At 66.0% G+C, this 26313-nt stretch carries 21 protein-coding genes; 14 read left to right on the forward strand and 7 right to left on the reverse strand.

Annotated features, from left to right (window positions below; all coding sequences use genetic code 11):
* Positions 1-156: 156 nt before the first annotated feature.
* Positions 157-1908, reverse strand: coding sequence for a glutamine--tRNA ligase/YqeY domain fusion protein (locus ACFPOU_RS13355; RefSeq protein ID WP_379721992.1), 1752 nt, complete (start codon positions 1906-1908; stop codon positions 157-159).
* A gap of 241 nt (positions 1909-2149) precedes the next feature.
* Between ACFPOU_RS13355 and ACFPOU_RS13360 the strand changes: the two genes are divergently transcribed.
* The 6 genes from ACFPOU_RS13360 to ACFPOU_RS13385 all read left to right on the forward strand — a co-directional run bounded on the left by ACFPOU_RS13360 (position 2150) and on the right by ACFPOU_RS13385 (position 6481).
* On the forward strand, positions 2150-2440 hold the full coding sequence (locus ACFPOU_RS13360; protein WP_379721994.1) for a DnaJ domain-containing protein: 291 nt from the start codon (positions 2150-2152) through the stop codon (positions 2438-2440).
* A 46-nt stretch (positions 2441-2486) separates the two neighbouring features.
* Positions 2487-2999: a hypothetical protein gene (locus ACFPOU_RS13365; protein WP_379721996.1), complete on the forward strand. Its 513-nt coding sequence runs from the start codon at positions 2487-2489 to the stop codon at positions 2997-2999.
* On the forward strand, positions 2996-3796 hold the full coding sequence (locus ACFPOU_RS13370; RefSeq protein WP_379721998.1) for a hypothetical protein: 801 nt from the start codon (positions 2996-2998) through the stop codon (positions 3794-3796). The genes ACFPOU_RS13365 and ACFPOU_RS13370 overlap by 4 nt, the downstream gene beginning before the upstream one ends.
* A 14-nt stretch (positions 3797-3810) precedes the next feature.
* Positions 3811-4692, forward strand: coding sequence for a hypothetical protein (locus tag ACFPOU_RS13375; RefSeq protein WP_379722465.1), 882 nt, complete (start codon positions 3811-3813; stop codon positions 4690-4692).
* A gap of 86 nt (positions 4693-4778) precedes the next feature.
* Positions 4779-5996, forward strand: coding sequence for an MFS transporter (locus ACFPOU_RS13380; RefSeq protein ID WP_379722000.1), 1218 nt, complete (start codon positions 4779-4781; stop codon positions 5994-5996).
* A gap of 158 nt (positions 5997-6154) precedes the next feature.
* Positions 6155-6481 (forward strand): hypothetical protein, encoded by a 327-nt coding sequence (locus ACFPOU_RS13385; protein WP_379722002.1) that lies wholly within the window; start codon positions 6155-6157, stop codon positions 6479-6481.
* A gap of 102 nt (positions 6482-6583) precedes the next feature.
* On the opposite strand, the gene ACFPOU_RS13390 is transcribed toward ACFPOU_RS13385, so the two are convergent.
* The 3 genes from ACFPOU_RS13390 to ACFPOU_RS13400 form a co-directional block, all read right to left on the reverse strand.
* Entirely contained in the window at positions 6584-7834 is a 1251-nt protein-coding gene (locus tag ACFPOU_RS13390; protein ID WP_379722004.1) for a CaiB/BaiF CoA transferase family protein, read from the reverse strand.
* Between the two features lie 88 nt (positions 7835-7922).
* Positions 7923-9698, reverse strand: a complete 1776-nt coding sequence (locus ACFPOU_RS13395) for a cation:proton antiporter domain-containing protein (RefSeq protein ID WP_379722006.1) — start codon at positions 9696-9698, stop codon at positions 7923-7925.
* A gap of 274 nt (positions 9699-9972) precedes the next feature.
* Positions 9973-12300 (reverse strand): family 1 glycosylhydrolase, encoded by a 2328-nt coding sequence (locus tag ACFPOU_RS13400; protein WP_379722008.1) that lies wholly within the window; start codon positions 12298-12300, stop codon positions 9973-9975.
* 371 nt (positions 12301-12671) lie between these two features.
* Between ACFPOU_RS13400 and trpS the strand changes: the two genes are divergently transcribed.
* The gene (gene trpS, locus ACFPOU_RS13405) at positions 12672-13694 is read left to right on the forward strand and encodes a tryptophan--tRNA ligase (RefSeq protein WP_379722010.1); all 1023 of its coding nucleotides are present in this window, start codon (positions 12672-12674) and stop codon (positions 13692-13694) included.
* On the opposite strand, the gene ACFPOU_RS13410 is transcribed toward trpS, so the two are convergent.
* The 3 genes from ACFPOU_RS13410 to ACFPOU_RS13420 form a co-directional block, all read right to left on the reverse strand.
* Positions 13691-16393 carry an EAL domain-containing protein gene (locus ACFPOU_RS13410; RefSeq protein ID WP_379722012.1) on the reverse strand — a complete coding sequence of 901 codons (2703 nt, stop codon included), beginning with the start codon at positions 16391-16393 and terminating at the stop codon, positions 13691-13693. The genes trpS and ACFPOU_RS13410 overlap by 4 nt on opposite strands.
* 373 nt (positions 16394-16766) lie before the next feature.
* Positions 16767-17186, reverse strand: coding sequence for a DUF3597 domain-containing protein (locus ACFPOU_RS13415; RefSeq protein ID WP_379722014.1), 420 nt, complete (start codon positions 17184-17186; stop codon positions 16767-16769).
* Between the two features lie 36 nt (positions 17187-17222).
* Complete coding sequence (locus ACFPOU_RS13420) at positions 17223-17804, reverse strand: hypothetical protein (RefSeq protein WP_379722016.1); 582 nt, start codon at positions 17802-17804, stop codon at positions 17223-17225.
* 157 nt (positions 17805-17961) lie between these two features.
* Between ACFPOU_RS13420 and ACFPOU_RS13425 the strand changes: the two genes are divergently transcribed.
* The 7 genes from ACFPOU_RS13425 (at position 17962) to ACFPOU_RS13455 (ending at position 26221) form a co-directional block, all read left to right on the forward strand.
* Positions 17962-18303: a DUF1294 domain-containing protein gene (locus tag ACFPOU_RS13425; RefSeq protein WP_379722018.1), complete on the forward strand. Its 342-nt coding sequence runs from the start codon at positions 17962-17964 to the stop codon at positions 18301-18303.
* A 2-nt stretch (positions 18304-18305) separates the two neighbouring features.
* Positions 18306-19076 (forward strand): glycerophosphodiester phosphodiesterase, encoded by a 771-nt coding sequence (ugpQ, locus tag ACFPOU_RS13430; RefSeq protein ID WP_379722020.1) that lies wholly within the window; start codon positions 18306-18308, stop codon positions 19074-19076.
* A 105-nt stretch (positions 19077-19181) separates the two neighbouring features.
* A complete protein-coding gene (alaS, locus tag ACFPOU_RS13435) occupies positions 19182-21791 on the forward strand; it encodes an alanine--tRNA ligase (protein WP_379722022.1) in 2610 nt (869 codons plus the stop codon).
* A 368-nt stretch (positions 21792-22159) separates the two neighbouring features.
* Complete coding sequence (locus ACFPOU_RS13440; RefSeq protein ID WP_379722024.1) at positions 22160-22417, forward strand: sulfurtransferase TusA family protein; 258 nt, start codon at positions 22160-22162, stop codon at positions 22415-22417.
* Between the two features lie 179 nt (positions 22418-22596).
* Positions 22597-23346: an electron transfer flavoprotein subunit beta/FixA family protein gene (locus ACFPOU_RS13445; RefSeq protein ID WP_379722027.1), complete on the forward strand. Its 750-nt coding sequence runs from the start codon at positions 22597-22599 to the stop codon at positions 23344-23346.
* Positions 23347-23383: 37 nt separating this feature from the next.
* Entirely contained in the window at positions 23384-24328 is a 945-nt protein-coding gene (locus ACFPOU_RS13450) for an electron transfer flavoprotein subunit alpha/FixB family protein (protein WP_379722029.1), read from the forward strand.
* 90 nt (positions 24329-24418) lie between these two features.
* On the forward strand, positions 24419-26221 hold the full coding sequence (locus ACFPOU_RS13455) for an acyl-CoA dehydrogenase (protein ID WP_379722031.1): 1803 nt from the start codon (positions 24419-24421) through the stop codon (positions 26219-26221).
* Positions 26222-26313: the final 92 nt, after the last annotated feature.

Raw genomic sequence — 26313 nt, forward strand, 5'->3', positions numbered from 1 at the left:
CGTAGCATTATGCTCATTGATTTGAATCAGAATCGCGCAAGCTGCGCACGCTGAAACCTGGCAGACTTGCTAGGTGACGCAATGGGAACGGCGTGGTCGAAAAAAATCCCGCCAAGAGAAAACCCGGGCGGGATCGGAGCAGTCGTGCGGGGCAGCTTATTTTGCCCAGCTGTCCTTCAAGGTCGTCACGCGATTGAACACCGGTTTGCCCGGCGTGGAGTCGGCCTGGTCGACCACGAAATAGCCGTGGCGTTCGAACTGGAAGCGCTGCTCGGGCGCCGCCGCCGCCATGCCCGGCTCGAGGTAGGCGGTCACCGTCTCGAGCGCGTTCGGGTTCAGCAGGGCCTTGAAATCCTTGCCGCCGGCGTCCGGCTGGGCATCGAGGAACAGGCGGTCGTACAGGCGCACTTCCGATGCCAGGGCGCAGGCCGCGCTGACCCAGGTGATGTTGCCCTTGACCTTGTAGTTGTCCGCGCCTGGCGTGCCCGATTTCGAATCCGGGAAGTAATTGACGTGCACGGCCGTGACCTTGCCGTCGGCATCTTTGTCGAAGCCGGTACATTCGACGACATAGCCGTATTTCAGGCGCACGCGGCTGCCCGGCTGCCCGCCCACGGGCGGCGTGAAGCGGAAATAGCCCTTGGCCGGCGTTTCCATGAAGTCTTCCTGTTCGATCCACAGCTCGCGCGTGAACGGGAAGGTGCGTACGCCCATTTCCGGGTGGTGCGGGTGGACCGGCGAAGTGCACTCGTGCGCCTCGCCGTCCGGGAAGTTGTCGACGATGAGCTTCAGTGGACGCAGCACGGCGATCGCGCGCGGCGCCTTCGGATCGAGGTCGTCGCGCAGCGCGCCTTCCAGGGTGCTCATGTCGATCCAGCCGTCGGACTTCGACACGCCGATGCGCTCGCAGAACAGCTGGATCGACTCCGGCGTGTAGCCGCGGCGGCGCAGGCCGACGATGGTCGGCATGCGCGGATCGTCCCAACCCGCGACGATGCCTTCGTCGACCAGCTGGCGCAGCTTGCGCTTGGACATGACCACATAGGTCAGATTCAGGCGCGACATTTCGTACTGGCGCGGCACCGGCGGCGTGAAGAAGCCGCCTTCGGTCACGGTGGCGATCAGCCAGTCATAGAACGGGCGGTGGTCCTGGAACTCGAGGGTGCAGATCGAATGGGTGATCGATTCGAGCGCGTCCGAGAGCGGGTGGGTGTAGTCGTACATCGGGTAGATGCACCAGTCGTCGCCCGTGCGGTGGTGGTGCGCATGACGGATGCGGTACAGGGCCGGGTCGCGGTTGGTCATGTTCGGGGACGACATCGCGTCCTCGTTCATCTTTGCGCGCAGGATGTGTTCGCCGTCCTTGTATTTGCCGGCCTTCATGTCGCGAAACAGCTGCAGGGATTCTTCGGCCGGGCGATTGCGAAACGGCGAATTGGTGCCCGGCGTGCCGAAGTTGCCGCGGTTACGCGCCATGTCGTCGGCGCTCTGGCTGTCGACGTAGGCATGGCCTTTCTGGATCAGGTATTCGGCAATCTCGTAGAGCTTGCCGAAATAATCGCTGGCGTAGTGGAGGAATTCCTCGCCGCCTTGCTCCCACGAAAAACCAAGCCACCTGACGCTATCCATGATCGTGTCGACGTATTCCTGGTCTTCCTTCTCCGGATTGGTGTCGTCGAAGCGCAGGTGGCAGCGGCCGGCGTAATCGCGCGCCAGGCCGAAATTGAGGCAGATCGATTTGGCGTGGCCGATGTGCAGGTAACCGTTCGGCTCCGGCGGAAAGCGGGTAATGACCGAAGGCATGCCTTCGCGGGTATGGGTGCCGGCCGCCAGGTCATGGTCGATGATGGCGCGAAGAAAATTCGACGGCGGCACGCTGGCCGCCGCCTTGTTCTTGTCGTTACTCATGAATGGTGTGTTGAATAGGTAAAGTTGCTCGCATTTTACCGTAGACAGGTCATGCCAGGGTCGGGCTATGTGGCCGAGCGCACGGTTCGCCTGCCTGGCGGGGATCATACTGGCCACCGATATCAGGTGCTTTCCGGCGCCTGCCCGGTGCACCGGGCCTGCGGCCTTCCTGTCACGTTGGCGTTTTCTATAGGATAATCCCGTTTTGCCGGTGAATCGGCAGCAGCCGGAGAGTTCCAAAATGGAAAATTTATACGCGATCCTTGGCGTCGCGCCGAATGCCGGCGACGAAGAGATCAAGAAGGTCTACCGCTCGCTGGCGATGCGCTATCACCCCGACCGCAACGATGCGCCGGGCGCGGAGGCGCGCTTCAAGGCCGTCACCAAGGCCTACGAAATCCTGTCGGACCCGGCCCGGCGCGACGAATACAACCAGAGCGTGAACCACCGCATCGTGCTCGACGCCGAAGCCGAAGCCTTCGAGTTGTGGCGCTCGCTGTTCGCGCTCAACGGCGTCACGCTCCAGGTCTGAAGCGCACGACAGCGCGGCCGCACCCATTGCATTTACAGGACAGAACATGAAAAGAGTACATCCCGAATTCGCCTACCAGTCGCGCGAACTGGAGGGCCAGATCGATGGCACGCTGGGCGACCCGCCGAACAAAAAAAATTACCAGATGATGGTCGACGCCCTGGTGTCGGAATATGCCGGCGGTTCGGGCATCGACGACGTCAACCTGATGGCATTCGCCCTCGTTGACAAGATCAGGTTCCTCGACCCGAAGGGCCTGCTGCGCGAAGCGGCCGACTACGAGGGCGACGGTGCCGACAAGGTGTTCGCCATGGCCGAGTGCACGGGCGAGCAAGGCGCGGCGATGTACGCCTCGATGACGGAAAACCACCCGGAGCTGGCGCGCCAGGCGATCATCACCGCTTTCCTCTTCAAGCACCAGCAGCGCTGGGAAGACGACGACCAGTCGCTCGAGCAGCTGGCCAAGGGCGACGACGGCGACGACACCGGCGACGACGACGAAGGCATGGTCTCGGAAGACTTCACCGGGATCTTCGATGGCGAAGGAGAACGCGAATGAGCGACGATGCACGCAAGGGCGCAAGCACGAGCGCCAACCTGCCGGCACTGACCCGCCAGGTCAGCGAACTGGTGCTGGCCGGCTCGCTGGGACACGCCGAAGAAGCGTTCTCGCAGGCGGCCGACGAACACGGCGACTATGCCGTGACCGAAGTGCTGGCGACGCTGCCGCCGCAAGTGACGGCCCTGCACCTGGCCGGCTTCGACGGCGGCAAGACCTCGCTGGCGACCTTGCTGGTGCCGCCCAAGGCCTGGGCCGACAGCCTGGCCTACATGGCGGCGACCTGGCCCGACAACATGATCGAGGACGACCCGGAGCGCATCGCCGAGGGCCTGTTCAACCACGTGCACGGCGTCGTCTACGCGACCGAAGACGAAGACCGCCGCCACGAGCTGCTGATGGAGGCCTCGGCCACCGACCACGGCGCGACCGTGTTCGCCATCCTCTGGTCGCTGGCGCCGAAGGAAATCCTGGAAGTGGCCGGCGAGATCATCGCCAAGGGCCGCTACGTAACGGGCCAGACCTCGTCCGACAGCGATATCGTGCCGATGGCGATCGACCTGGCCAAAGCCAGCGAGGACGGCTGGGAGCGCTCGCTGATCGAACTCTTCCCCGAGTTCCGCCATAGTGCCGAGATGGCCGACGCCGAATTCCCGGACGACCCGGACGAAGACCCGGATTTCCAGCAGCGCAGCACGCGCGACCTGCTGTACCGCCTGCGCAAGCAGGTGCCGTCGGTGCGCACCATGCCGCGCCGCAGCACCCGCAAGAGCATCGGTTCGGACATCTTTTCGTGAGCGGATCGCCATCGATGCTGCCCGCCATCGTCATTGAAAAGCTGCCGCGCCTGGTGCGCGCGATCCGGCTGCTGCCGACCCATGCCGACGCCGAAGAGGCGATCGGCCTGGCCGACGAGCTCGCGTCGATCACCGCGATGGTGGCCGAGAAGTTCACCAACGACCGCACCGCCGAAGGCATCCAGCGCGCCTTGCTGCTGACGGTGGGCGGCATGTCGCTCGGCCTCGAACAGCTGGTCGGCAACGGCGGCGAGGAGGAGAGCGACATCGCGGCGCTCGACATCCTGGTCGCCGACGGCGCCGAATACGTGTTCCAGGCCGGTTTTCGCATGATCCGCGAACTGTCGGCGCTGCCCGAGGACAGCCTGGTCGGCGAATACGACAACGACCCGGTGTATGCGAGCCGGCGCCTGAAGGAACTCTTCGTCGACATCTGCACCGCCGATCCGGGCGAGACCTGGACCGGCTACGACCGCTATCTCGGCCAGGTGCGCCAGCGCGAGGGCGTGCAAGCGATCGTGCAGGCCGCCCGCTGGCTGCGCAAGCACCACTACGAAGGCCCGATCGCCGACCCCGACCTGAACGCCGAAGGCGTGATCGCGCTGGCCGTCATCTTCGCCGTCGAGGGCGGCACCGTCGTCGCGCGCGCCGGCCAGAAGGATTTCGAGCGTTTCGTGAAATCGGTGCGCAAGAACGATCCCGACTACGAGACCGGCTGGGCCGCCTTCCTCGAAAAAATCCCCGCCCCGCACCGCGCCGTCATCGCCGAGCGCGTGGCCTCGTACCGCGATCACTGTACCGTCCTGCAGAGCATCCGGACCAAGGCGCCGATGACCCAGCTGATCGCCGAGCTGGAGAACTATGCGGGGTCGGAGCTCGATACCGAGTATCCCTGAGTTCGACGCTTGCCGGCGCCGCAGGCGGGCGCCGATGGCCGTTGCGATTCTTCGGTATCATGTGCGGTCGAGTTCCAGGATTGCCCATGTCTTCTTCCGCCATCGCCGCCGGCAGTGCCGATTTCAAGCGCATCAACCGCGCCATGGCCTTCGGCGGCTTTTCCACCTTCGCCTTGCTCTACAGCGTGCAGCCCCTGATGCCGCTGCTCGCGCGCGACTTTTCCCTGACCCCCGCCCAGAGCAGCCTGGCCCTGTCGATCTCCACCGCCACGCTGGCGGTCTCGCTGCTGATCTCGAGCGTGTTGTCCGAGCGCTTCGGGCGCAAGCCCATGATGGCCGCCTCCATGCTCAGCGGCGGCCTGCTCACGCTGCTGGCCGCCTTCACCAGCGACTATACCCAGCTGCTGATCCTGCGCGCGCTGCTCGGCTTCATGCTGGGCGGGATGCCGGCCATCGCGATGGCTTACCTGAGCGAGGAAATCGAGGGCGGCTCGCTCGGCCTGTCGATGGGCATGTACATCAGCGGCAGCGCCTTCGGCGGCATGTTCGGGCGCGTGCTGGCCTCGGTGATCAGCGATTTCTGGTCCTGGCGCGCCGCGCTCGGCGTGATGGGCGCGGCCGGCCTGTATGCAGCCTGGGAATTCTGGCGCAGCCTGCCGGGCTCGAAGCGCTTCCGGCCCGGGCAGGGCGGCTTCGCAGGCCTGGTCCAGGGCGTGCGCAACCACGGCCGCGACGCCGGCCTGCCCTGGCTGTTCGCCTTGTCCTTCCTGCTGATGGGCTCCTTCGTCAGCCTGTATAACTACATCGGCTACCGCCTGCTCGGGCCCGAATTCGGCCTGCGCCAGAGCGCGGTCGGCGCCTTGTCGGTGCTCTACCTGCTGGGTATCTTCAGTTCGGTCTGGGCCGGGCGCCTGGCCGACCGCCTGGGCCGGCGCAACGTGCTGTGGCTGGTGATGTCGGTCATGTTCGCGGGCCTCCTGCTGACGCTGTTCGGCAACCTGTCCGCGGTCGTCGTCGGCGTCGGCCTCTACACCTTCGGCTTCTTCGCCACGCACTCGGTCGCCAGCAGCTGGGTCGGCCGCCGCGCCCGCGCCCCGCAGGCACTGGCCTCGGCCCTCTATCTCTTCTTCTACTACCTCGGCTCGAGCGTGATCGGCTGGGTCTGCGGCTACACCTGGGAGTACGCCGGCTGGCCCGGCGTCGTCGGCCTGCTCGGCGCCGTGCTGGTGGCCGCCATGCTGATCGCATTGCGCCTGCGCGGCCTGGCGCCGCTCGAGACTTCCGCTGCGACGCCATCCGGCTGAACCAGCAGGCGTCGTGCGGCTGGCAGTGCGCACTGGACCGGCCCAGGCATGTTTGAAGGCGGGACAGTACCTATTGGCATCGGTCAGTGCGTACGGCGCGCACGCATTCTTGATCCAGCGCTAAAATAAGCTGCTCTCTTTATGTTGAGGAGGTCATCATGCTGCAAGCCAGTGAAATTCAGCAACGTTACAATCACCTGCAGCAGACCATCGGCGAAGCCGAACAGGCCTGCAAGGCGTCGCAGGATACGCCGCCGGAAATGCGCGCATGTATCGAGCGTATTTCGCGCGAGGTGAGGCAGGCGCAGGACGTGATGCAGTCGAACGATGAGGCACGCATCGTTCAGTGCGTCGACAGCCTGGAAGACATGGGCGACGAAGCCAAGCGCATCAGCCGGTCGTCGTCGCACATGCCGGCGCATGTGGAGGCGGTCGTCACCCGCGTGCATGCCGAGCTGTCGGACTTCAAGCACAAGCTGCACTAGGCAGGTACCACCCGCGCACCCGGCCGGGGCACGCGGCCGGGCGCGCGCATGACCCGCGATCACGCGCGCCGGCAAGGACTCATTTCCTGCTGGGGCAGGTTCTTACACCACTCCGCGCGCGCGCAGCGCCGCAATCTCGTCGCCACTCCTGCTTAAAACCTCGCGCAGCACGTCGTCGGTATGCTGGCCGAGCAGCGGCGGCGCCTTGTCGCTCGTCGCCGGTGTCGACGACAGCTTCATCGGACTGCGCACCAGCGTGACCTTGCCGGCCGCCGGATGCGCCAGTTCGACCGCCATGCCGCGCGCCCGCACCTGTTCGTTGGCGAAGACTTCGCCGACGTCGTTGATCGGTCCACAAGGCACGCCGACCGCTTCCAGCTGCGCGATCCATTCGTCGCGCCGGCGCGTGGCGACCATCCCGGCCAGCAGCGGCACCAGCACGTCGCGGTTGGCCACGCGCTGCGGGTTGGTCGCGAAACGCGGATCGGCCGCCAGTTCCGGCCGTCCGCCGGCTTCGACGAACTTCCGGTACTGGCCGTCGTTACCGGCTGCCACGATGATGTGGCCATCGAGGCAGGCGAAGGTCTGGTAGGGCACGATGTTGGCGTGCGCGTTGCCCCAGCGTGCAGGCGCCTTGCCGCTGTTGAGGTAATTGCTGCCGACGTTGGCCAGCATCGCCACCTGCGTGTCCAGCAGCGCCATGTCGATGTACTGGCCAACGCCGGTGCGGTCGCGGTGGGTCAGCGCGGCCAGCACCGCAACGGTGGCGTACATGCCGGTCATCAGGTCGGTCAGCGCGACGCCGGCCTTTTGCGGGCCGCCGCCGGGCAGCTCGTCGCGCTCGCCCGTGACCGACATCAGGCCGCCCATGCCCTGGATCAGGAAGTCGTAGCCGGCGCGGTGCGCGTACGGGCCGTCCTGGCCGAAACCGGTGATCGAGCAGTAGACGAGGTCCGGCTTGACGGCTTTCAGCGACGCGTAGTCCAGCCCATAGCGCTCGAGCTGCCCGACCTTGTAGTTTTCGATCACCACGTCCGCATGCAGCGCCAGTTCGCGCACCAGTGCCTGGCCCTCGGCGCTGGCGATATCGACCGTCACCGAGCGCTTGCCGCGGTTGGCCGACAGGTAGTAGGCCGCTTCGCTCGTGTCGCGGCCCTGGGCGTCCTTCGCGTACGGCGGCCCCCAGGCGCGCGTGTCGTCGCCGCTGCCGGGGCGCTCGATCTTGATCACGTCGGCACCGAGGTCGGCCAGGTTTTGCGAACACCACGGGCCGGCCAGCACGCGCGACAGATCGAGCACGCGGATATGGCCCAGCGCCTTGGGCGCGCCGTTGACGTTAGCGGTAGCTGTCATGATTTCGTTTGCCAGGTTGTCGAGCCGCGATTATAGCTGGCCGCGTTCGGCGGTCCGCGCCGGGGCCGGCCCGGCGGCGCGGGCCGGCTCAGTCCGAGGTGCGGTGACCCGGTTCGCGCAGGCCCGCGTCGTTGAGCTGCTCGGCGAACAGGTCGCGTTCGCGGTCGACGATGTCGTCCACGGTGCGCTCGTCCAGTCCCATCGATTCCAGCACAAATGCCGACAGCTGCAGGCTCGCTTCCAGGGTCTCGGGCACGACCACCGTCGCGCCGGCGCGCTTGAGCGTGCGCGCGTGGCGCTCGTCGCGCGAGCGCACGAACAGCGGCACCTCGGCGAATTCGCGGCGGATGCCCTTGACCGCCTGCAGCGAGGAGGCGGGATTGTCCATGGTGAGCACGATGGCGGGCGCCGCCTCCGCCTGCACCAGGCGCAGCAGTTCCGGACGCGCGGCATTGCCGAAGAAGACGGGGATGCCCTGCGCATGCAGGCGCGAGACCACGGCGGCGTCGTTCTCGAAGGCGATGAAGGGAATGTCCTGCGCCTTGAGCAGCTTGGCCAGCTGCTGGCCGACGCGCCCGAAGCCGGCGATGATGATCTGGCCGCGCGCGGCGGCCAGCTTGTTCTCGTCGTGCCGGACCGAACGCTCGCGCGCGGCGCGCTCGCCCCGTTCGCCGATCGCGCGCCCGAGGCGCGCCAGCATCGGCGTGATGAACATCGACAGGCCGACCGCGAGCATCACGCGCGCGGCCAGGCCCGGATCGAGCAGCTTGGCCGTGACCGCGTAGCCGAGCACGATGAAGGCGAATTCGCCGCCCTGGGCCAGCAGCAGCCCGCCTTCGACGGCGCGGCCCCAGGGTAGGCGCCCGGCGCGAAACAGCAGCGTCACCACGAGCGTCTTGATCGCCACCAGGCCGAGCACGGCCGCCGCCAGCCAGAGCGGCGCCTCGGCGACCTGGCGCGTGTCCATGCCCATCCCGACAGTCATGAAGAACAGGCCCATGAGCAGGCCCTTGAAGGGCTCGACCATCAGTTCGACCTCGTGCCGGAATTCGGTTTCCGCCAGCAGCAGGCCGGCGATCAGCGCGCCCAGCGCCATCGACAGGCCGGCGGCGGCCGACAGGCCGGCGATGCCGAAGGTGCTGAGCAGGATCAGCGCCATGAAGACGTCCGGCTGGCGGTGGCGCGCGAAGGCCTTGAACAGCGGATGGATCACGCGCCCGCCGATCAGGTAGATGAGCGCGATGGCGCCGCCGGCTTTCGCCAGCGTGACGAGGGCCATGGTGGCGGCGCCGTCGCCGCCGCCGCGCGCCAGCACGCCGATGACGACCAGGATCGGCACCACGGCCAGGTCCTGCAGCATCAGCACGGCGAATGCCGCCTGGCCGAGCCGGCTGCCGGTGCTGTCCTGTTCGCTCATCAGCTGCATCACGACCGCGGTCGAGGACAGCGAGAGCACCAGCCCGAGGATGGCGGCGGTGGCGAAGGGTTGGCCGAGCAGGGCAAGGGCGCCGCCGATCAGCGCCGCGCAGGCCAGCACCTGCGCCGTGCCGGCGCCGAAGACCCAGGCGCGCATCGACCACAGGCGCGCCGCCGACAGTTCGAGTCCGATCATGAACATCAGGAACAGCACGCCGATTTCGGCCAGCATCGACATGCCCTGGCCGGTGGGGAAGGTGAGCCAGGCCAGCCACGGGAATTGGGCCGCGAGCAGTCCCAGCCCGAAGGGGCCGACCAGGGCGCCCATGGCCAGGAAGCCGAGCACCTGGTTGATGCGCAGGCGCTGCAGCGTGGGGATGAGGATGCCGGCGAGGATCAGGAATAGAATGATTTCCCGGAAAAACGGGAAAGCGTGTTGCTCTTGCACGGGACGCGCCTTTGGAGTTGTGGGAGGGGCGTTGGCATTCTATAACGCCGGGCGGTCGGACCCGGAGCCGGACCATGCGGGACGATGCGTGCCGCTGGAGCGCCCTGGGCGACGGGAGGGAAGCGGTTCGATACGGATCGCCCCGGGCGGCAGAGAATGGGCAGACAGATCATAGGCGTTCAACATCACCCTGCGCCCGCCCGCGCGTGCCGCTGCAACCGCTGCTGGCCAGGCGCAGCGCATGAGGGCGGCAGCGTCGGCGCAGCGCTAAGGTTCAGAACCCGTGCACCGCCTCGGCCGGCGTTTGTTCCTGCTGGCGATGGCCGCTGGCGACCGGTACCCGGGTCTCGGCCGTCCTGACCAGTTCTTCGTACTCGGGGTCGATGACCGTGCGCAGTTCGATATAGCGGTCGAGCGCGTTTTCCAGCGTCGGCAGCAGGATGCCGCGTTCGCTGTGCAGCACGCTGTAGACCGGGCGCGCCGCGGCCATGCCGAGCGTGCCGGACGACTGGGCCACCAGGGTCGAGGCATCGATGCCGGCCTTGCCGGCCGCCAGTTGCGCCAGGGCGAACCAGGTGACCGAGCCGCCGTTGTTGAGGTGCCAGACGCCGCATTCGCGGTCGATGGCGAGGTCCAGGCAGGTGTGCACCAGGTCCGGCACATAGGTCGGCGACACGGTCATGTCGTCGGCCGCGACGAAGGTCTCGCCGCGTTCCAGTGCGTTCAGCGCCAGGGTCACGAAATTGTGCTTGTCCCAGGGGCCGAAGAAGGCGCTGGTGCGCACCACCAGGGCGCCCGGGTGCCGGGCCAGCACGGCCGCCTCCGACTCGGCCTTGCTGCGGCCGTAGACGTTCAGCGGCGTGAGCGCGTCGCTTTCGACGTAGGGGCGCTCCTTGCGGCCGTCGAACACCAGGTCGCTCGAGAAGGTGGTCAGGTGCACGCCGTGGCGCGCGCAGGCCTCGGCCAGGATAGCCGGGCCGGCGGTGTTTTCGCGCATGCAGCGCTCGACCTCGTTCTCGGCGTCGTCGACGCGCACATAGCCGCTGGTGTTGATCAGGGCCCAGGGTTGGTAGTGGCGCAGGGCGCGCTCGACCGAAGCCGGGTTGGCAATGTCCATGTCGTGGCGCGACAGCAGCTTGTAGGCCAGGTTGCGCTTCTGGCAGACGCGGGCGAAGGCGCGGCCCAGGGTGCCGGTGGCGCCCGTGATCAGGATGGGGGCGGCGCTGGACCCGGCAGCGGCGCCCAGCAGGCGATGGCCGTCGGCCACGATCGAGGTCAGGGCGGCCGGGGTCGCGACCGGCGTGCACAGGAAGCGGCCCGGACGGCGCCACCAGCCCTGGCCGCGCAGGACCGGGTGCGACAGCGGCTGGCCGGAGGAAAGTTCGCGCATCATCGCGGCCAGCGCGGTCGGGCGCGGCGTCGGGGACCGCACGTCGAACGGGCCCGGTTCGTAGTAGCCGGCGTTGCGTGTGACCAGGCTGTTCCAGTCGAAGGAGCCGAGCAGCGACCAGACGGTGACGGCGCGCAGGTCGACGCCGTTGGCGCGCGCCGTGTGCGCCGCCTGCCAGATTTCCAGCAGCCAGCGCAACTGGTCTTCGCGGTTGGCGTCGATATGGGCTTCGGTGATCGCCAGCGGCAGCCGGTAGCGCTCCCAGATCTCGGTGAGCAGCGGACCGATGCCGGCGGTCGGCGTGGCCAGCGCGCGCGAAGCCTCGATGTCGGCGCAGGCGATGCCGTCGGCCACGCCGCGGTGGTGCTGCGGATAGCGCTCCGGACGGTGGTCGAGCCAGCGTTCGCTGGTGACGTAATAATTCACGCCGATGATGTCTGGCGGGCACGTATTGTCGCGGAACCAGAGCAGGTCGGCCTCGGTGGCGCCGGAGCGGATCAGGTAGTTCCAGAGCGGGTGCTCGTGCTGGACCATCCCGCACAGCAAGTCCCAGGCCAGCCAGCGCCGTTCGTTGTAGAACTCGGCGACGTTGGCCATTTCCAGCGTGCTGTAGGTTTTGCCGAGGTCATCCGTTTGTACCAGCTTCGCGTCCGGGTTCACCGCGCGGATGGCGCGCATCGACAGCACCACGGCGCGGCACTGGATCAGGAGCGCCTGGATGAAGCTCGCGTCGTCGCGCGCATGCGGGTACCAGACGCCGTACAGGCCGGCGAAACGGGCGGTGGTGCAGGGCTCGTTGACGGGCGTGTAGTAGGTCAGCCAGGGATAGCGCGCCGCCACGGCGCCCGCATACTCGGCCAGGCGTTCCGGGAAGGCGGGGTCGAGCAGGCTGGTGTCGCGCGGGCCGCTGCCATGGTGGACCAGGCCGGCGATCGGGGTGACGCCCGCGTCGCGCAGGGCGGGGAGGCGCTCGTCGGGCCAGGTCCAGTCGGCCTTGTCGATGCCGTCCGGGGCCGTGCGCTCCCACAGGATCGGGTAGCGGATGGCACGGATGCCGAGAGCGGCGAAGCGCCCGATGTCGCAGTTGCGGACAGCATGGCCGTTGCGGTCGAGCTGGCTGAAATAATCGTCTTGCACACGGTTGACGGTACATTCGAGGCCGCCCCAGAGTTCGAGCGGGCGGGGTTGGCTGTTCGGGCTCGTATTATTCATCGTTTCACCACTTATTAGAATTTTAACAACAAAATACTTTTAGACGGTCGCCGAAAAGATAAAGTTCGGAACAATCGACCGTTCGGATCTGGCTGCGCGTTGTAAAGGCGGAATGTGCCGACACCGCCATGGTGGGCCGGCCCGCTTCCCCTCGTCGCGGTCCAGCGTCGACTTCCGGTTGACATTGCGCCGTCAACCTGCAACCATGCCATCCATGAAATTTCTCAACCCACACTCCTCGATGTGCACCTGGTGGCGCCGCTGACGACGCGCGGCCCAGACGAGAAGATGTGACTCACATGAACGCCGCCTCGATTCAGGTGGCGTTTTTTTTTGGCGCGGCGGGATCGGGGCACAGACTAGGAAATGCAATGAGTTCCCCTGCGACGACCACTCCCGCACCCGTCATCCTGACCGGCGACCGTCCGACCGGTCCGCTGCACCTCGGCCATTTCGTGGGCAGCCTGCGCAATCGCGTTGCCTATCAGGACGAATACCGCCAGTTCATCATGCTCGCTGACGCCCAGGCGCTCACCGACAACATGGATGACACCGGAAAGGTACACCGGAACGTTGTCGAAGTGGCGCTCGATTACCTCGCCGTCGGCATCGATCCGGCACGCTCGACGATCTTCATCCAGTCCCAGGTTCCAGAGCTTGCGGAGTTGACATTCTATTATCTTAATCTTGTCACTGTCGCCCGTTTGGAACGCAACCCGACGGTCAAGGCCGAAATCGCGCTGCGCAACTTCGAACGCGACATCCCGGCCGGCTTCCTGACTTACCCGGTGAGCCAGGCCTCGGACATCAGCGCCTTCAAGGCGACCCTGGTGCCGGTGGGCGACGACCAGATCCCGATGATCGAGCAGTGCAACGAGATCGTGCGGCGCTTCAACCGCCTGGTCAACCAGGATATCCTGGTCGAATGCAAGGCCCTGGTGCCGGAGATCGGCCGCCTGCCCGGCATCGACGGCAAGGCCAAGATGAGCAAGTCGCTCGGCAACACGATCAATCTCGGCGACAGCGCCGACCAGATCCGCGCCGCCGTCAAGCAGGTCTATACCGACCCGCTGCACCTGAAAGTGTCCGACCCCGGCCACGTCGAGGGCAACGTCGCCTTCCTCTACCTGGACGCCTTCGACAACGACAAGGCGGCGCTGGAAGAGATGAAGGCGCACTACACGCGCGGCGGCCTGGGCGACAGCATCGTCAAGAAGCGTCTCGACGCGGTGCTGCAGGAGATGCTGGCGCCGATCCGCGCCCGCCGCGAAGCGTTCGCGCAGGACAAGGGCCAGGTCATGCACATGCTCAAGGAAGGCACGATGAAGGCACGCGAAGTGGCGGCCGGGACGGTCGACGAAGTGCGCCGCGCACTGGGGCTGGCTTACTTCTAGTCGGTCGCGAGGACCGCCCGCGCTGAGCCCCGGCCCGGCACGGCCGGCGCCGCCACGACCGGCGTCTGGCCCAGGGCACGTTCGAACAGCGTTTCGAGCGGCTCCGGCTGGTGCAGGTGGTAGCCCTGGGCGAAGTCGATGCCCAGTTCGCGCACCCGTTCCAGGACCGCCGCCCGGTCCACGAATTCGGCCACCGTTTTCACCCCCACCACGCGCGCGACCTCGACGAAGCACGAAACGGCCGCCTGGTCGAGCGGATCGTCGATCAGGTTCTTGATGAACTGGCCGTCGATCTTCAGGATATCGACATCGAGGTTCTTCAGGTAGCCGAACGAGGATGCGCCGGCGCCGAAATCGTCGAGCGCGATGCGCACGCCCAAGGCACGCACCTGCGTGATGAAGGCATTGGCGTCGGCAATGTTGGTCACCGCCGCCGTTTCGGTGATTTCGAGGCAAATGCAGCGGCACAGCAGCGGCCCGGCCTTCGTCAGGGCATCCATGGCATGCTGGTGGAAGGCCCGGTCGCCGATCGACTGGCCCGACAGGTTGATGCAAAGCGTGTCCAGACCGTCCAGGGCCGGGAGCGACAGCAGGTAGCGCAGCGCACGGTCCAGTACGAAGCGGTCGATGCGCGAAGCGAGATGGAAGCGCTCGGCCGCGGGCAGGAAGGCCGCCGGCTGGATCAGGGCGCCGTCGGCATCGCGCATCCGGATCAGGATTTCCGCATGCAGGCCCTGGGCGCCGGTGGCCAGCGCCTCGATACGTTGGGCATACAGGATGAAACGGTCTTCGTCGAACGCCTGTTCCAGCCTGGCGGCCCATTGCATTTCGCCATGCCGGGCGCGCATCGCCTGGTCGGTATCGAACCAGACATGCACGCGGTTCCTGCCTGCTTCCTTGGCCGCATAGCAGGAGGTGTCGGCCGCCTGCATCAGCGCCGCGATCGTGTTCCAGCGCTGGTCGGCCGGCACCAGCCCGATGCTGGTGCCAATCCGCAAGCGCCGATTGTCGTGGACGAAGCGGAAATCGTCCATGCGCTGGCAAATTTGCTGGGCAACGCGTTGCGCCTGGTCGATCGAGCAATATTCAAGGATGACGGCGAATTCGTCGCCGCCGAGGCGGGCCAGGGTATCGCGCGCACGCACGGTATCTTTCAGCAGCTTGCTGACCTGTTGCAGCAACTGGTCCCCTGCGCTATGCCCGCAGGCGTCGTTGACGAGCTTGAACTGGTCGAGGTCGATGAACAGCAGGGCATGCATGCTGCGCTCCTCATGCGCCTTATCGAGCACGTTGCGCAGGCGCGCCTCGAATTCGGTGCGGTTGACGAGACCGGTGAGCGCATCGTGCTTGGCGCGGTAGCTCATTTCGCCACTCAGGCGCCGCTGCTCCGTCACATCGTGGAATACCAACACCACGCCGATCACGAGGCCGTTGCTGCTGCGGATCGGCGCCGCCGAATCCTCGATGCCATACTCGTTGCCATCGCGTGAAATGAGCACCGTATGGCTGGCCAGCCCGACGATCTTGCCTTGCTCGATGCAGGTGTATACAGGATTCTCGGTCGGTGCGCGGGTAGCTTCATTTACGATATGAAATACCTGGCCGACCGGGCGGCCGCGCGCATCGTCGTTGCGCCAGCCGGTCATGCGCTCGGCGACCGGATTGAGCCAGGTAACCATGGCATCGGCGTCGGTGGTGATGACCGCGTCGCCGATCGATTGCAGCGTGACCCGCAGCAGTTCGTGCTGTTCCGCGATTTCATCGGTCAGTGCACGCTGGCGCGTGATGTCCTGCAAGGCCCCGAACAGGCGTACCGGCTTGCCTGCTTCGAGTTCGGCTTCGCCAACGGCGCGTACCCAGATGCGCTTGCCGTCGGCACGGATGAAGGGCAGTTCGAGGTCCCAGGACTTGCCCGTCTCCAGCGCAATGGCGAGGGCTTGTTCGATCAGGGGCCGGCCTTCCGGGGCATAGAACTGAAGGGCCTGGGAAAGCTTTGGAACGAAATCGGGCGCCACGCCATGGATGCGACAAGTTTCCTTGGACCATTCAATTTTCTGGGTGGCAAGGTCGAACCGCCAGCCGCCGACGCCGGCGACCTCGCCGGTGCGGTTGAGCAGCAGCTCGCTCGATCCGAGACGCTCCAGGGTGTCGTCGAGTTCCTCGAGCATCGCATGCGCGGCGCTGGCCATGTCGCGTTCATCGAGCAGTGCGCGGCGCCCCTCGAGCAGCTTGACCGCCGCATTGGCCAGGTGGCGCAGTACCTCGCGCTGGCGCGCATCGAGCCGGCGCGGACGGCGGTCGATGACGCAGATGCTGCCGACGCTGGCGCCGTCGGCCATGGTCAAGGGCACGCCGGCATAGAACCGGATGCCAGGTGCGCCGCGCACCAGCGGATTGTCATGAAAACGGGAATCGTCGGACGCATCCTCGATCTCCAGCAAGTCGTCGCCGAGGATGGTGTGCGCGCAGAATGCCGAGCTGCGATCGGTTTCGGCCACATCGGGCAGTCCGATATTCGCCTTGAACCACTGGCGGTCGGCTGCAACCAGGCTGATCAAGGCAATGGGCACTTCGCAGACCAGGGAGGCGATCTGAGCCAGGCTGTCGAATTCCGCCTCGGCAGCGGTGTCGAGTACCTGCAACTCATTCAGGCAGCGCAAGCGCTGCGACTCGGTGCGGGCAGTGTGGCGAAGGGGCATGGATACTTTCATCGAAACGATACTCGGAACCTGTCTCTTCGAGCAGCATCGACCGCGATCGCGCCGGGGCGGCGGCAATGCTGCCCGCTTGTTCAGTCAGGCACGCCAATAGGTGCTGCTCAATGGCAACTTAACGAGTATATATGCCAAGGACGCACGCCGTGGCCGCAAAGAGGAAAGTGGAGGGGGAAATGCAGCTTCAGGACAACAATTTTGACCAGCAGGATGGATTGGCCGTGAAGGACGGCCCGGTGCGCAGTGCGCGCTGCGTACGACGCGGGTTGCCATGCATGCAACGCCCCCGCGACCGGGCGCCAGGTCCCGGCTACGCGAGCCCGGAACGGCCGATCGGGCCGCCCGGGCAATGCCTGTATCAGTCCTTCAGGTCAGCCGGCACTTTGCCGCCGTTGGCGGCCAGCTTGTTCATCACCTGCCTGTGCAGCCAGATGTTCATCGAGGCCGAATCGCTGGTGTCGCCCGTGTAGTTGAGCTCGGCAGCCAGTTCCTTGCGCGACTGCAGGCTGCTGTCGAGGTCGAGCAACTTCAGCAGGTCGACGATCGAGGTGCGCCAGTTCAACTGCTGGCCCGAGGCTTGCAGTTTGCTGTTGAGGATGGCTTCGACGTCGACCTGGTCCATCGCTGCCGGCGCGGGAGCCGCCGTCGGCGCGGCTGGAGCCGGCGCTGCGGGAGCGGTCGGACGCGGTGCGGTTTGGGCCTGTGCCTGTGCCTGCGCCTGCTTGGCGGCGTTCGAGTTCGGGAAGATTTTGTTGAAGATATTGCTCAGAATGCCCATGGGATGCTCCTTGGTTGTTGGTGGATGATGCTGGAATTAACGACGCTGGATGTTCGACGCCATGTGGGCAAGGGCGATGGCAAGTGCCGCGCCGCCGAGTCCCTTGACGACGTTCGGATGCTGGGCGTAGAAGTCCCCCATCCGGTCGACCACGCCCGGGTTTTCTTGTTCCGCCTTCTGGGCGATTTCCTGCACTTGCTCAGGCGAGACTTGCGAAGCCTGTTCCGGCGTGATCTGCGGCTGCTGTCCAGTGCCGCCGCCATTGAGCAGGCCGCCGAGCAGTCCGCCCAGCCCGCCCAGTCCGCCGGCCATACCGCCCAGTCCGCCCGAATTGCCGCGCCCGGCGAGCATGCCGATCAGGGAAGGACCGGCGGCGGCGATCAGCTGGTTGAGCATGCCGGCGCGCTCGTTTGGATTACTTTGGCCGAACATCTGCCCGACCATCTGCGGGAAGGGCGGCGTCTGGTCCGAGCGCAAGGCCTGGGTCACGCCCTGCGCAACGGCTTCGCGCGGCGCTTCCTGCGCGACACGGTCGAAGTCCTGCTCGGCACGGGTGTTGTTGGCGCCCTGGGCGCCACCCATGTATTGCTGCAACAGATTTCCTAAATCAAAAGCCATGATGTTCTCCTGCATAAATGACAAGGTGAGCGACGAGGGTAGGGTGCCTGCCGGCCCGACTCGGTACGTTATCGAACGTAGTAGCCATAAATACGCAGATAAGCAGTCACATCGGTTCCAGCTAGCAATTGCACGGCGCTCGCGCTAAGCTGATGCGATGCCTTATCTCCCGATTCTCCTGTTCGCCTTGCTCTATGGCGCCGCTATGCTGATGTGGAATCTGTCGTGGCTGGTCGCTGCGGCCTATCTGATCACGAGCCTGAGCTGCTTCGTCGCCTACGCCATCGACAAGTCCGCCGCCGGCCATGGCCGCTGGCGTACGCCGGAAGGCAGCTTGCTGCTGCTGGGCCTGGTAGGCGGCTGGCCGGGCGCGCTGCTGGCCCAGCAGTGGCTGCGCCACAAGACATCCAGGCGCTCGTTCCAGCAATTGTTCTGGTGCACGGTAGTGGCGAACGTGGCGGGCTTTCTCTGGCTGTCCTCGCGCATGTCGGCGGCTTGACCATGGCGACGTGTCCCGGCTCCTGGCCCTACCCGCGCGTGCTGGCCCACCGCGGCGGCGGCGTGCTGGCGCCGGAAAATACCCTGGCCGGCCTGCGCGAGGGACTGAGGCGCGGCTTTCGCGCCATCGAATACGACATCATGCTGGCGCGCGACGGCGTGCCGGTGGTGATGCACGATCCCTACCTGGGGCGTACCGTGGCCGGCTCCGGGCATGTCTACGACTACGACGCGGCCGAACTGGCGCTGTTCGATGCCGGCGGCTGGTTCGCACGCGCCTACGAGGGCGAGCCGGTGCCGCTGTTGGTCGAGTATGCGCAGTTCTGCAAGGCGCACGGGGTCTGGATGAACATGGAAATCAAGCCGGCGCCCGACTACGACCTGGAGACCGGCGGCACGGTGGCGCACGTCGCAGCGGCCCTGTTCGCCGACGAGATCGCCGCCGGGCACATGGCAGCGGTGCCGCTGCTGTCCTCGTTCAGCATGCTGGCGCTGGAAGCGGCGCGCGAAGTGGCGCCCCAGGTACCGCGCGCCTGCCTGATGAGCGAACTGCCGCCCGACTGGGAACGCCGTGCCCGGGAAGTCGGGGCGGTCGCCATCCACACCAGCCACAGGCACCTAACGCCGCGCCTGGCGCGGGAGGTGAGGGCGGCCGGCTTCGGCCTGTTCTGCTACACCGTCAACGAGCCGCGCCGCGCGCGCGAATTGCTGGCCTGGGGCGTGGACGCTTTCTGCACCGACCGCATCGACCTGATCGGGCCGGATTTCGCTTGAACCGGGGCCGTTTTCGTCCGTGCCACGGCCATGTAATCAAGTGACCAGCGGCTGATATAATCGTTGCTTTATCTACCGTACTGCGCTCTTTCCGCACCCGCCAACATGAAATCTTCCGAAATTCGCGAAAAGTTCCTCAAGTTCTTTGAGTCCAAGGGCCATACGATCGTACGGTCCAGCCCCCTCGTGCCGGGCAACGATCCGACCATGTTGTTGACCAACAGCGGAATGGTGCAGTTCAAGGACGTCTTCCTCGGCCTCGATTCGCGCCCGTATTCGCGCGCGACCTCGGTGCAGCGCTGCGTGCGCGCCGGCGGCAAGCACAACGACCTGGAAAACGTCGGCTACACCGCGCGCCACCATACCTTCTTCGAGATGCTGGGTAACTTCAGCTTCGGCGACTATTTCAAGCGCGACGCGATCCACTATTGCTGGGAGCTGCTGACGCAGGTCTACATGCTCCCCGCCGAGAAGCTGACCGTCACCGTCTACTTCGAGGACGACGAAGCCTACGACATCTGGGCCGACGAAATCGGCGTGCCGAAAGAGCGCATCATCCGCATCGGCGACAACAAGGGCGCGCGCTATGCCTCGGACAACTTCTGGCAGATGGCCGACACCGGCCCTTGCGGACCGTGCACCGAAGTCTTCTACGACCATGGCGCCGACATCTGGGGCGGGCCGCCAGGTTCGGCCGAGGAAGACGGCGACCGCTTCATCGAGATCTGGAACCTGGTCTTCATGCAGTTCAACCGCGACGAGTCGGGCACCCTGACCCCGTTGCCGAAGCCGTCGATCGACACCGGCATGGGCATGGAACGCCTGGCCGCCGTGCTGCAGCACGTGCACAGCAACTACGAGATCGACCTGTTCCAGGCCCTGATCAAGGCTGCCGCCCGCGAAACCGGCGCGCAGGACCTGGACAACAATTCGCTGAAGGTCATCGCCGACCACATCCGCGCGGCATCGTTCATGATCGTCGACGGCATCATCCCGAGCAGCGAAGGCCATGGCTACGTCCTGCGCCGCATCATCCGGCGCGCGCTGCGCCACGGCCACAAGCTGGGCCAGACCCGTCCGTTCTTCTTCAAGCTGGTCGAGGACCTGAATCTCGAAATGGGCGGCGCGTATCCGGAATTGCTGGACGCGAAAGAGCGCGTCGCGCAAGTGCTGAAGGCCGAGGAAGAACGTTTCGGCGAGACGCTGGAAAACGGCATGAAGATCCTGGAAGCGCAACTGGCCAAGGATGCGAAGAACCTCGACGGCGGCACCGCGTTCACGCTGTACGACACCTACGGCTTCCCGCTCGACCTGACCGCCGACATCTGCCGCGAACGCGGCGTGACGCTCGATGAAGCCGGCTTTACCGCCGCCATGGAGCAGCAGAAGAAGACCGCGCGCGCCGCGGGCAAGTTTAAGATGGCCGCGAAGGTGGAGTACGCCGGCGAGAAGACCAAGTTCGTCGGCTACGAATCGCTGCTGCACAACACCCATGTGCTGGCGCTGTATTCCGAAGGCGTCTCGGTGCAGGAATTGAAGGCCGGCCAGGAAGGCATCGTCGTGCTCGACACGACGCCGTTCTACGCCGAATCGGGCGGCCAGGTGGGCGACCACGGTTTGCTCAAGGCCGCCGGCGGCGAATTCGAAGTCGAAGACACGCTCAAGATCCAGGCCGAGGTCTTCGGCCACCACGGCGTGCTGCGTAGCGGCGCGTTGAAAGTGGGCGACACGGTCGATGCCCAGGTCGACCAGGCCAAGCGCGCGCGCACCATCCGCAACCACTCGGCCACGCACCTGATGCATAAGGCCTTGCGCGAAGTGCTCGGCTCGCACGTCCAGCAAAAGGGATCGCTGGTCGATCCGGACAAGACCCGTTTCGACTTCAGCCACAACGCACCGGTAACGCTGGAACAGATTGCCCGGGTCGAGACGATCGTCAACCGCGAGATCCTCGAAAACCATCCGACGCAAGCGCATAACATGAGCTTCGACGACGCCGTCAAGCATGGCGCGATGGCGCTGTTCGGCGAGAAGTACGGCGACGAGGTGCGCGTGCTCGACATCGGCTCCTCGAAAGAGCTGTGCGGCGGCGTGCACGTGACGCGCACCGGCGACATCGGCTTGTTCAAGATCGTCTCCGAAGGCGGCGTGGCCGCCGGCATCCGCCGCATCGAGGCGGTGACGGGCGAGGGCGCGCTGGCCTGGGTGCAAGCCACCAACGCCAGGCTGCTGGCCGCCGCCGGCGCGCTCAAGACGGCGCCGGAAGAACTGCCGTCGCGTATCGCGCAGGTGCAGGATCAGGTCAAGCTGCTCGAGAAGGAAGTGGCCGCGCTGAAGTCGAAGCTCGCCGCCGGCCAGGGCGACGAGCTGATCAACCAGGCGGTCGACGTGAACGGCATCAAGGTGCTGGCCGCGACGATGGACGGCGCCGACGCGACGAGCCTGCGCGAGACGATGGACAAGCTCAAGGACAAGCTGGGCACGGCCGCGATCGTGCTGGCAAGTGTACTCGAGGGCAAGGTCAGCCTGATCGCGGGCGTGACCAAGGATGCCACGGGCAAGGTCAAGGCCGGCGAGCTGGTCAACTTCGTGGCCCAGCAGGTGGGCGGCAAGGGCGGCGGGCGTCCGGACATGGCGCAGGCGGGCGGTACCGATCCGTCGGGCCTGCCGGCGGCGCTGGCCGGCGTGGCGGCATGGGTCGGCGCGCGCGCTTGAGGCGACAGGCTGAAACCGGACCGGCTTGGACGGCGCGGTTTCTCGCCGGCCGATCGGGCGCGGCGACGGGGTATCCGCCTAGGCGCTGCCGGGAGCATCCAGCCACGGTCAGCGCCATCCCGGTGCATCCGCGCATCGGTGCGGTGCGGAAAAGTTAAACCGGGGGAAAGGGCGCGGCCGCGGGCGGAAGGACATGCCTTGCCGCATGGCCGGGCTTGCCTGGCCCGCACGCCTGCGTTCAAGCTTTTCGTGGCTCATCCATTCCCGGTGGTGGGTGCGCAACATTTCGTGACTATTTTGGTGCGGCGCGTCATAATCCGGTAATTGGAGTAGTATGCAAACAGAATCACCACCTTAGCAGGCCTGCGATGAGCGACATCATTTTCGATACCGATACTATTCAATTCCAGAAAGACCTGGACGCGCGCGGCCTCAACTGTCCGCTGCCGATCCTGAAAGCCAAGAAGGCGCTGGCCGACATGGCCACCGGCGAGGTGCTGCGCATTACGGCCACCGACACCGGTTCCGTACGCGACTTCCAGGCTTTCGCCAAGCAGACGGGCAACGCGCTGCTGTCCCATACCCAGGCCAATGGCGAGTTTGTCTTCCTGATGCGCCGCAAGTAAGCGCCTTCCCGGCGGGACACGACACTGTCCCGCCCGTTCCCCGTGTTACCGGTCGCAGCTTTTTGGAAGAATTCCTCTAGCCAAAAATCGCACGATCGTGCTTTAATTTGGCCCTGAAGCTGTTTATCTCTTATAATCTAGGCCACTCTAGACCTCTTCAATTTTCCAAAGGCACACCTATGAAAGTCCTGGTACCCGTCAAACGCGTGGTCGACTATAACGTCAAGGTCCGCGTCAAGTCCGATGGCAGCGGCGTCGATATCGCCAACGTCAAGATGTCGATGAACCCGTTCGACGAAATCGCGCTCGAGGAAGCAACCCGTTTGAAGGAAGCCGGCAAGGTCACCGAGGTGGTTGCCGTCTCGATCGGCGTGCCGCAGTGCCAGGAAACTTTGCGCACCGGCATGGCCATCGGCGCCGACCGCGGCATCCTGGTCGAAACCAATGGCGAGACCGAGCCGCTGGGCGTGGCCAAGATCATGAAGGCGCTGGCCGACAAGGAGCAGCCGCAGCTGATCATCCTCGGCAAGCAGGCCATCGACGACGATTCGAACCAGACCGGCCAGATGCTGGCCGCCCTGCTGGGCTGGCCGCAAGCGACCTTCGCGTCGAAAGTCGTGCTGGAAGACGGCAAGGTCACCGTGACGCGCGAAGTCGACGGCGGCCTGGAAACCGTCGCGCTGACCCTGCCTGCCATCGTCACGACCGACCTGCGCCTGAACGAGCCGCGCTATGTCACGCTGCCGAACATCATGAAGGCCAAGAAAAAGCCGCTGGAAACGATCAAGCCGGAAGAACTGGGCGTCGACGTGGCCCCGCGCCTGAAGACCCTGAAGGTCGTCGAGCCGGCCAAGCGCTCGGCCGGCGTCAAGGTGCCGGACGTCGCCACCCTGGTCGCCAAGCTGCGTAACGAAGCCAAAGTCATCTGACCGGCCATCGCCTCCACACCACAATATAGGAAACATCATGGTCGCATTAGTTATCGCTGAACACGACAATGGCTCGCTGAAAGGCAGCACCCACCACACCGTGACGGCGGCCGCCCAGTGCGGCGGCGAGGTCCACGTGCTGGTCGCCGGTTCGAACTGCGGCGCCGCCGCCGAAGCGGCCGCGCAGATCGCCGGCGTCTCCAAGGTGCTGGTCGCCGACGCGCCTTACTTCGCCGACGGCCTGGCCGAGAACGTGGCCGAGCAGATCCTGGCCGTCGCCCGCTCTTCTTCCTCCTTGTACTCGCACATCCTGGCGCCGGCGACCGCCTACGGCAAGAACATCCTGCCGCGCGTGGCCGCCACGCTGGACGTGGCCCAGATTTCCGAAATCACCAAGGTCGATTCCCCCGACACCTTCGAGCGCCCGATCTACGCCGGCAACGCGATTGCCACCGTGCAGTCGACCGACAGCGTCAAAGTGATCACCGTGCGCGGCACCGGCTTCGATGCCGCCCCTGCCACCGGCGGCGCGGCCGCCGTCGAATCGATCGCCGCCGCCGCCGACTTCGGCAAGTCGGCTTTCGTCGGCCGCGAGCTGGCCAAGTCGGACCGTCCGGAACTGACGGCCGCAAAGATCATCGTCTCCGGTGGCCGCGGCATGGGTTCGGGCGACAATTTCAAGCTGCTCGAGCCGCTGGCCGACAAGCTCGGCGCGGCCATGGGCGCCTCGCGCGCCGCGGTCGACGCCGGCTACGTGCCGAACGACTGGCAAGTCGGCCAGACCGGCAAGATCGTCGCTCCGTCGCTCTACATCGCGGTGGGCATCTCGGGCGCGATCCAGCACCTGGCCGGCATGAAGGATTCGAAGACGATCGTCGCGATCAACAAGGACCCGGAAGCGCCGATTTTCTCGGTGGCCGATTATGGCCTGGTGGGTGACCTGTTCGAAGTGATTCCGGCCCTGGTCAAGGAACTCGGTTAACCGGCAGGAACGCGCTGCGCACAGGCCACGCCGGCCCGGCATCCGCCCGGCTGCCGTGGCCTGTTTCACATCCAATTCTGAGGAGATATCGTGAGCTACCAAGCCCCGATCAAAGACATGCTGTTCGTCCTGAACGAGCTGGCGAACCTGGAGCAGGTCAGCCGGCTGCCCGGCTGCGAGGATGCCACCGGCGACACCGTCGAAGCCGTACTCGAAGAGAACGCGAAATTCTGCGGCGAAGTCGTCGCTCCCCTGAACCATCCGAGCGACAAGGAGCCGAGCTTCTGGCACGACGGCCAGGTCACGACATCGGCCGGCTTCAAGGTGGCCTTCCAGGCCTTCGGCGAATCCGGCTGGCAGGGCATCGGGCACCCGACCGAATTCGGCGGCCAGGGCTTGCCGAAGCTGGTGGGCACGCCGTGCACCGAGATGCTCAACGCCGCATCGATCTCGTTCGCGCTGGTCGCGCTGCTGACCGACGGCGCCATCGAGGCGCTGCTGACCGCAGGCTCCGACGAGCAGAAAGCCATTTACCTCGAGCCGCTCATCACCGGCAAGTGGACCGGCACCATGAACCTGACCGAGCCGCAGGCCGGCTCCGACCTGGCCGCCGTGCGCACCCGTGCCGTGCCGCAGGGCGACGGCAGCTACAAGATCTTCGGCACCAAGATCTACATCACCTACGGCGAGCACGACATGGCCGAGAACATCATCCACCTGGTGCTGGCGCGTACGCCGGACGCGCCGCCGGGCGTGAAGGGAATCTCGCTGTTCATCGTGCCGAAGTTCCTGGTCAATGCGGACGGGACGCCGGGCGCACGCAACGACGCGCATTGCGTCTCGATCGAGCACAAGCTGGGCATCAAGGCCAGCCCGACGGCCGTGCTGCAGTTCGGCGACAACGGCGGCGCCATCGGCACCCTGGTCGGCGAAGAAAACCGCGGCCTGGAATACATGTTCATCATGATGAACGCGGCCCGCTTCGGCGTCGGCATGCAGGGCATCGGCCTGGCCGAACGCGCCTACCAGCAGGCGGTCGCCTTCGCCAAGGACCGCGTGCAGTCGCGCGATCTCGCCGGTTCCGCAGGCCCCGTTGCCATCATCCACCACCCCGACGTGCGCCGCATGCTGATGTCGATGCGCTCGCAGACGGAGGCGGCGCGCGCGCTGGCCTATGTCGGCGCCGGCATCTCCGATGTGGCCCACCATCACGCCGACGAAGCCACGCGCAAGGCCAATCTGGCGGTCTACGAATACCTGGTCCCGATCATCAAGGGCTGGTCGACCGAGATGAGCGAGAATGTCGCGCGCGATGGCGTGCAGGTCCATGGCGGCATGGGCTTCATCGAAGAAACGGGCGCGGCGCAGCACTACCGCGACGCCAAGATCCTGACCATCTACGAAGGCACGACCGCGATCCAGGCCAACGACCTGGTCGGCCGCAAGACGGTGCGCGACGGCGGCGCGGTGGCCAGGTCGGTCATCGCCCAGGTGCGGGCGACGGAAAGCGCCCTGGCCGCAGCCCAGGGCGGCGCCCATGCGGCGGACCTGGCGGCGATCCGCAAGCAGCTGGCGCTGGGCTCGGCGGCGCTGGAAGAAGTCGTCGACTTCGTCGTGGCCAACGTCAAATCCGACATCAAGGGCGTGTTCGCCGGTTCCGTGCTCTACCTGAAGCTGGCCGGCATCGTGCTGGGCGGCTGGCAGATGGCGCGCGCGGCCCTGGTGGCGCAGCGCAAGCTCGATGCGGGCGAAGGCGATGCCGCCTTCCTGCGCGCGAAGATCGGCACGGCGCGCTTCTTCGCCGACCATATCCTGTCGGGCGCGGGCGGCTTGCGCAGCGCGATCGTCGAAGGCAGCGCGGGCGTGCTGGCGCTGGACGTCGAGCAGTTCTGAGCGTTCCGGGGCCGTGTCCCCGCGCAGTACCGAAGCGGCCTGCGAGCCGCTTTTTTCATGGGCGCACATCGGACGGCGTGTCGGCCGGCAAA

It is taken from the genome of Massilia jejuensis, assembly GCF_042656795.1.
GTDB lineage: Bacteria > Pseudomonadota > Gammaproteobacteria > Burkholderiales > Burkholderiaceae_D > Telluria > Telluria jejuensis.